The organism is Mesorhizobium sp. M7A.F.Ca.US.006.01.1.1 (assembly GCF_003997935.1).
In the GTDB taxonomy this organism is placed as follows: Bacteria; Pseudomonadota; Alphaproteobacteria; order Rhizobiales; family Rhizobiaceae; genus Mesorhizobium.
On the sequence record NZ_RZQL01000321.1, the window covers coordinates 1 to 6,542 of the forward strand.

The window sequence follows — 6,542 nt, forward strand, 5'->3', positions numbered from 1 at the left end:
GTGATGCTCTACGGCTCCCTCGTCAGCCCCGCCTTCTTCACGTCAGGCAATTTGCTCAACGTCCTGACCTCGATGTCCATCGTCGGCATCGTCGTCGTCGGCATGACCTTCGTGCTCGTGGTCGGCGGCCTGGCCGACCTGTCGGTGCCGGCCACCATCGCCTGCGGCGCCATCCTGTCGCTCGGGCTGCAGCCGATGATCGGGCCGCTGCCGGCGTTCCTGCTGGCGGTGGGTCTCGCGGGCCTCATAGGCCTGCTCAACGGGGTCCTGGTCGGATATGTCGGCATCAATCCCATCATTGCCACGCTGGGCGTTGGCACGATCGGACTGGGCATCGTCCAGGCGGCTGTCGGCGGGGTCATCGTCTATGGCAGCAATCCCGCCTCCGCCGAATTCGCCAAGGGGCGGCTGTTCGGCATTCCGGTCGTGGTGCTGATCTTCCTGGTCATTGCTCTTGTCGGCCATTTCGTCCTGTCCCGCTCCTTCTGGGGCAGATGGACGCTCGCCACCGGCGGCAATTACAGCGCCGCCGAGGCAAGTGCGGTTCCGGTGCAGGCCGTGAAGGCTGGCGCCTTCGTGATCACCGCACTGGCTTCCGGCATCAGCGGCGGTCTGCTCGGGCTGACGCTGCAGAGCGCGCGGCCGCTCATCGGCGGCGGCTACGAATTCAGCGCCATCACGGCGGTGGTGGTCGGCGGCGTGTCGATCGTCGGCGGCTTCGGATCGGTGCCGCGGGCCATTGCCGGCCTCATCTTCGTGCAACTGCTGACCAACGTCATGGTGCTCGATGGCGTGCGCACGCCAATCCAGGGTTTCGTGCTCGGCATCCTGATCGTCGGCGCCGTCGGCATGGATGCGGCGCTGCGCAAGCGAGGCGTGGCGTGATGCGTTTTCTTTCGCTTGTCTCGCAGCATCGCGTCGTCATCATTCTCAGCCTGACGCTCGTCATTTCCGCGCTGTTGGTCCCCGGCTACCTCTCGGCATCGACCCTCGGCCTCGGCCTCGACCGGGCGGCGACGATCGGCCTGATCGCGATCGGCCTGACGGTGCTTTTGATATCGGGCCAGATCGACCTCTCCGGTGGCGCGGTGTTTGCCTTGGCCGGCATCGTGTCGGTCATCCTGCAGCGAGAGATCGGCATCCTGCCTGCCGCGATCGTCGGCATCCTGGTCGGTACCCTGGCCGGCGCCATCAACGGCATGCTGGTCGTCGGCCTGAAGGTGAATTCGCTCGTGCTGACGCTCGCGACGATGCTGATCTTCCGCTCGCTCGCGCACTGGATCACCAACAGCCAGCCGGTGACCGGAACCGACATCATGCTCTCCCTGGCGCTGGCCAAGATCCATCTCGATGTCTTCACCCTCCGCAGCGCGCTGTTCATCGCCCTGATCGTGCTGCTGCATTTCTGGCTGACGCGCACCATACCTGGGCGCAACGTCTTTGCGGTGGGATCCAACCCGGCGGCTGCCAAGGAAAGCGGTATCGCCTCGGACCGTATCGTCTTTCTCGGTTTTGTCTTTGCCGGCACGCTTGCCGGCCTGGCGGGGGTTCTCCAGAGCCTCGTCACCAACACCGGCTCGCCTGTCTTCGGCTCGGAACTGACGGTCGCCGTCATTGCCGCGGTCGTCGTCGGCGGGACTCGTCTCGAAGGCGGCAGGGGATCCGCGCTCGGCACACTCGGCGGCGTGCTGACGATCGGCTCGCTGACCATCGCGATGGAGTTCCAGTCCGTTCCCGCATACGTCCAGCAGGTCGTGTCCGGGCTTATCCTGATCCTGCTCGTCGTGCTCGATCGGGCCGTTACCACCAAGGGGAGGGCTCCGGGCACGCGCCCGGCGCTCGTTCGCGACAATCCAATCACTCAAGGAGGAACCACATGATTGGGAGGAAACACATGATTGGCAAGAAAAGCATGCTTCACGTCGCCGCCATGGCGGCTGTGCTGGCATCGACGGGCTGGGCCAGCGCCAAGACGGTCTGCTACGTGACGGCAGCGGATTCGCATGCCTACGCGACGCCGGCCAACAAGGCGCTTCAGGCGCGCGCCACGGAACTCGGTATCGAGATCCTGAGCCTCAGCCAGGACTTTGACGTCCAGAAAGGCACCGAGCAGCTCAACACCTGCGTTGCGCGCAAGGTCGACGGCATCATCCTGTGGCCGCTCGACCCGCAGGCTTACATACCGGGACTGGCGCGCGCGCAGCAGGCGAACATTCCGGCGATCCTCATCAATTCGCCGATGAGCGACGATGCCAAGCCGTTTATCAAGTCGTTCACCGGGCCTGATGTCTACGAGGAAGGCAAGCTGGCGGCGGACTCGCTGAGCAAGGCACTGGGCGGCAAGGGCTCCGTCGTCATCATCGCCGGCCAGGCCGGCAACGGCACTACGATCGGACGCGTCAGCGGCTTCACCGACCGTCTCAAGGAAACCAATGCCGACATCAAGGTGCTCGACACGGTCAACGCCGACTTCGACCAGCAAAAGGCGCTGGTGGTGAGCCGTGATCTGATCACACGCTTCGGCGACCAGATCAGCGGTGTCTACGCCAATGACGACACGATGGCCCGCGGCTTCATCGACGCATGGAAGGAGGCGAACCCCTCCAAGGCCGCACCGCCGATCGTCGGCATCAATGGCCAGAAGGATGCGTTCGAATCGATCCGCACCAATGAGATGTACTCGACCATCGTCCAGTCGCCCGTCGAGGATGGCCGCCTGGCGATCAACACGATGGCCGAGATCATCGACGGCAAGGAGGTCAAGGACCGGCTGCCCATCCCGCTGACCGTCGTCACCAAGGACAACGTCAACGCGGTCGAACCAGCGTTCTGATACGAGGAGGCCGGCCCGGTGTATTCGGGCCGGCCTCCTTTCCTTGCCAGAGAGAGAAATTCTAATAGCGGCGGCAGAATTGGAATAAACTAACTCTACAGAGTTTATGGAATAAGCAATCTGCACTGGCGATCTGTTTCCACCCGGACAGGACCACGCCATGCCCACTCTTTCGCATCAGCTACCCACCAAAGCAGGCATATCCGGCCGCCTTCGGCAGGCAGCGGGAGAAAGGCCATGAGCCGGGTCGTGCCAGACCGCATCAAGGTGCTCTGGTTCCTGCCGACGCATGGCGACAGCCGCTATCTCGGCACGGCCGAGGGCGGCAGATCGGTCGATCTGCCGTATCTGACGCAAGTGGCGAAGGCGGCCGACACGCTCGGCTACTATGGCGTGCTGTTGCCGACCGGCCGCTCGTGCGAGGATTCCTGGGTGATCGCATCGGCCCTCGTACCGATGACCGAACGCTTGCGTTTCCTTGTCGCCGTGCGGCCCGGTTTGCAGTCGCCGACGCTGGCCGCGCGCATGACTGCGACGCTGGATCGCATCTCCAATGGCCGCCTGCTGATCAACGTCGTCACCGGCGGCGATCCGCTGGAGAACAAGGGCGACGGCATTTTCCTGTCGCATGCCGAGCGCTACGAGGTGACGCAGGAATTCTTGCGGATCTACAAGCGTGTGCTGAGCGGCGAGACGGTCGAGCACGAGGGCAAGCATTTCCACATCGAGGATGGAAGGCTGCTGTTTCCGCCGGTTCAGACGCCCTATCCGCCGCTCTATTTCGGCGGGTCGTCCGACGCTGGGTCCGTGGTGGCGGCGCAGGAGATCGACAAATACCTGACCTGGGGAGAGCCGCCAGCCGATGTCGAGCGAAAGCTGGACGGCATGCGTGAACTGGCGCAGAAGGCCGGCCGCAATCTCTCCTTCGGCATTAGGCTGCATGTCATCGCCCGCGAAACCACCGAGGAGGCCTGGGCCGCCGCCGACAGGCTGATCAGCCGGCTCGACGATGCGACGATCGCCTCGGCGCAGAAGGTCTTTGCCCGCATGGATTCGGTCGGCCAGGCACGGATGAGCGCACTGCATGGCGGCAATCGCGCCAAGCTCGAGATCGCCCCCAACCTCTGGGCCGGTGTCGGCCTGGTGCGCGGCGGTGCCGGTACTGCCCTTGTCGGCGACCCCGACACGATCGCCGAGCGCATCGACGAGTACCGGCGCCTCGGCATCGATACCTTCATCCTTTCCGGCTATCCGCATCTCGAAGAAGCCTATCGCTTCGGCGAGCTGGTGCTGCCGAAACTGCCGGCCGACCATCCGGTCAAAGCCGCCGGCTCGTCGGTCAACACCGGTCCGTTCGGCGAAACCATCGCCGGCGACCATCGGCCGAAGTCGCTCGCCAGCGCCTCGTGAACTTGCGTCCTCCGTCCTCGCGGTTGCGCGTCGCCATCATTGGCGGTGGCTTTTCCGGTGCGGCGGTGGCGTGGCACCTGGCGCAACTGCATCGGCCGAAGCGCATTTCCATTTCCGTGGTCGAGCCGCGACCCTTGCTTGGCGGCGGCCTCGCCTACTCCAGCGAGGAACCGTCTCATCGGGTCAATGTCCCTGCGGTCAGGATGAGCATGGCTCCCGACGACCCGCAGCATTTTGCACGCTGGTTGACTGGCAGTGGAGAACTCGAACACGACCCGGATGCCATCTGGAAGAACGGCGACGCTTTTCCGCGCCGGCGCGTGTTCGGTCGCTATGTTGCCGAGCATCTGGCGCCGCATCTCAATTCCGGCGTTGTCCATCATGTTGAAGGTTCCGCCACACGCGTCACACGCGATGCCAGCGGCGCGGGCTGGACCGTGCACACCTCTGCCGGACCGGTCGCCTCCGACATCGTCGTTCTGGCAGCAACGCACCCGCAGCCTGGAATTCCCGCCGCGCTGGCCTCGCTGACGGAAGCGCCGGGTTTCATAGCCGATCCGTACGCTTCCGCCGCGCTTTCAGGGATCGGGCCGGAGGCGTCGGTGCTGATCGTCGGCTCCGGGCTGACATCTGCCGACATGGTCGCCGAACTCGACCGTCGTGGCCATCGTGGCCGCATCCTCGTGCTGTCGCGCCGAGGCTTACGCTCGCGCGGACACCCCGATGTCAGGGGCGAGCCTTTTGGCGATTTTGCATCCGCGCCGGCGACGACGGCGCTCGGCCTGCTCAGGACAATTCGCGCGATGCTGGCAGCGGCAAGAGCGGCCAATGTCAACTGGCAGTCGGTCTTCGATCAGCTGCGCCTGCAGGGGCCGGTGCTGTGGGCCGCACTTGCTCCGCCGGAGCGTGCAAGGCTCGTCCGGCAGCTGCGCGTGTTCTGGGACGTGCATCGTTTCAGGATCGCGCCGCAGGTCGCCGCCGTGCTCGACCGGCGCCATGCCGCCGGCACAGTCGACACCATTGCCGCCAGGCTCGTCGCGTCGAACGATGAGGACGGCAGCCTGGCTGTCAGCTTTCAACGGCGCGGGCAGACCCGGATCGAGACTGCGCGCTTCGCTGCCGTCGTCAACACCACAGGTCCGGCCCATGGGCAGGCGCTGCAGCTGAACCCGGCGCTAAGCTCGCTGGCGGGAGCCGGCTTGATCAGGACGGACCAATATGGGCTTGGCATCGAGACAGGTCTCGACAGCCGCGCGATTGGCCGGAACGGTGAGCCGGTCGCGACACTCCTGGTCGCCGGCCCGCTGGCACGAGGGACTTTCGGCGAGCTCATGGGTCTGCCGGAAGTCGCCCGCCATGCCCAGGCGGTCGCGGTTGAAATTGCCAAGCTGCCGGTAACGCTGCCGTCAGCACAGGCCGTCGGCGCCGATGTCGCGCACGGTTCAGTCCCGAGCTGACACCGGAAAACGGGTCGGCCGAGGAAAATTGGTATTTCCGTCCCAAGAGGACCCCAAAAACGGAAAATCCTTCTTTGTATATAGATTCTATAAACATAATAAATATCGGCGAAGTTTGGCCGCAGCCGGATCGATCAACGACACGGCCTGAATGGGAGACAGTTCATGGCACACGCAGAGACCGACGCGATCAAGTTTGCCTACTGGGTGCCGAATGTTTCGGGCGGCCTGGTGATTTCCAACATCGAGCAGCGCACCAACCATTCGGCCGAGTACAACCGCAAGCTGGCGCAGATCGCCGAGAAGTCCGGCTTCGACTACGCGCTCAGCCAGATACGTTTCACCGCCGGCTACGGCGCCGACGAACAGCATGAATCGGTGGCGTTCAGCCATGATCTGCTGGCGGCGACCACCACGCTCAAGGTCATCGCGGCGATCCTGCCCGGACCGTGGAACCCGGCGCTGGCGGCCAAGCAGATCGCCACCATCAGCTATCTCACCAATGGCCGTGTCGCGATCAACCTCGTCTCCGGCTGGTTCCGTGGCGAGTTCCATGCCATCGGCGAGCATTGGCTCGATCATGACGAGCGCTATCGCCGCTCGGAGGAATTCATCCGTGCGCTGCGCGGAATCTGGACTGAAGACAGCTTCACCTTCCGTGGCGATTTCTACCGCTTCAACGAATATTCGCTGAAGCCGAAGCCGCCGCAGCCGCTGCCCGAAATCTTCCAGGGCGGTTCGTCGCGCGCCGCACGCGACATGGCATCGCGGGTTTCGGACTGGTACTTCACCAACGGCAACACGCCGGCCGAAATCGCCAAGCAGGTCGACGACCTCAGGGC

General features: G+C 64.4%; 6 protein-coding genes. All 6 read left to right on the forward strand.

Going from position 1 to position 6,542, the window contains the following annotated elements; translation table 11 throughout:
- Positions 1–885, forward strand: an 885-nt coding sequence (locus EN943_RS33495; protein WP_164778516.1) for an ABC transporter permease, incomplete at its 5' end; no start/stop codon positions are given.
- Positions 885–1,880 (forward strand): ABC transporter permease, encoded by a 996-nt coding sequence (locus EN943_RS33500; RefSeq protein WP_127416199.1) that lies wholly within the window; start codon positions 885–887, stop codon positions 1,878–1,880. The genes EN943_RS33495 and EN943_RS33500, both read left to right, overlap by 1 nt.
- A gap of 14 nt (positions 1,881–1,894) precedes the next feature.
- On the forward strand, positions 1,895–2,833 hold the full coding sequence (locus tag EN943_RS33505) for a sugar ABC transporter substrate-binding protein (RefSeq protein WP_127416200.1): 939 nt from the start codon (positions 1,895–1,897) through the stop codon (positions 2,831–2,833).
- 237 nt (positions 2,834–3,070) lie between these two features.
- Positions 3,071–4,243, forward strand: coding sequence for an FMNH2-dependent alkanesulfonate monooxygenase (gene ssuD, locus EN943_RS33510; RefSeq protein WP_127416201.1), 1,173 nt, complete (start codon positions 3,071–3,073; stop codon positions 4,241–4,243).
- Complete coding sequence (locus EN943_RS33515; RefSeq protein ID WP_127416202.1) at positions 4,240–5,700, forward strand: FAD/NAD(P)-binding protein; 1,461 nt, start codon at positions 4,240–4,242, stop codon at positions 5,698–5,700. The genes ssuD and EN943_RS33515 overlap by 4 nt, the downstream gene beginning before the upstream one ends.
- A 165-nt stretch (positions 5,701–5,865) precedes the next feature.
- On the forward strand, positions 5,866–6,542 hold a 677-nt coding region (locus EN943_RS33520), incomplete at its 3' end, for an LLM class flavin-dependent oxidoreductase (protein WP_127416203.1).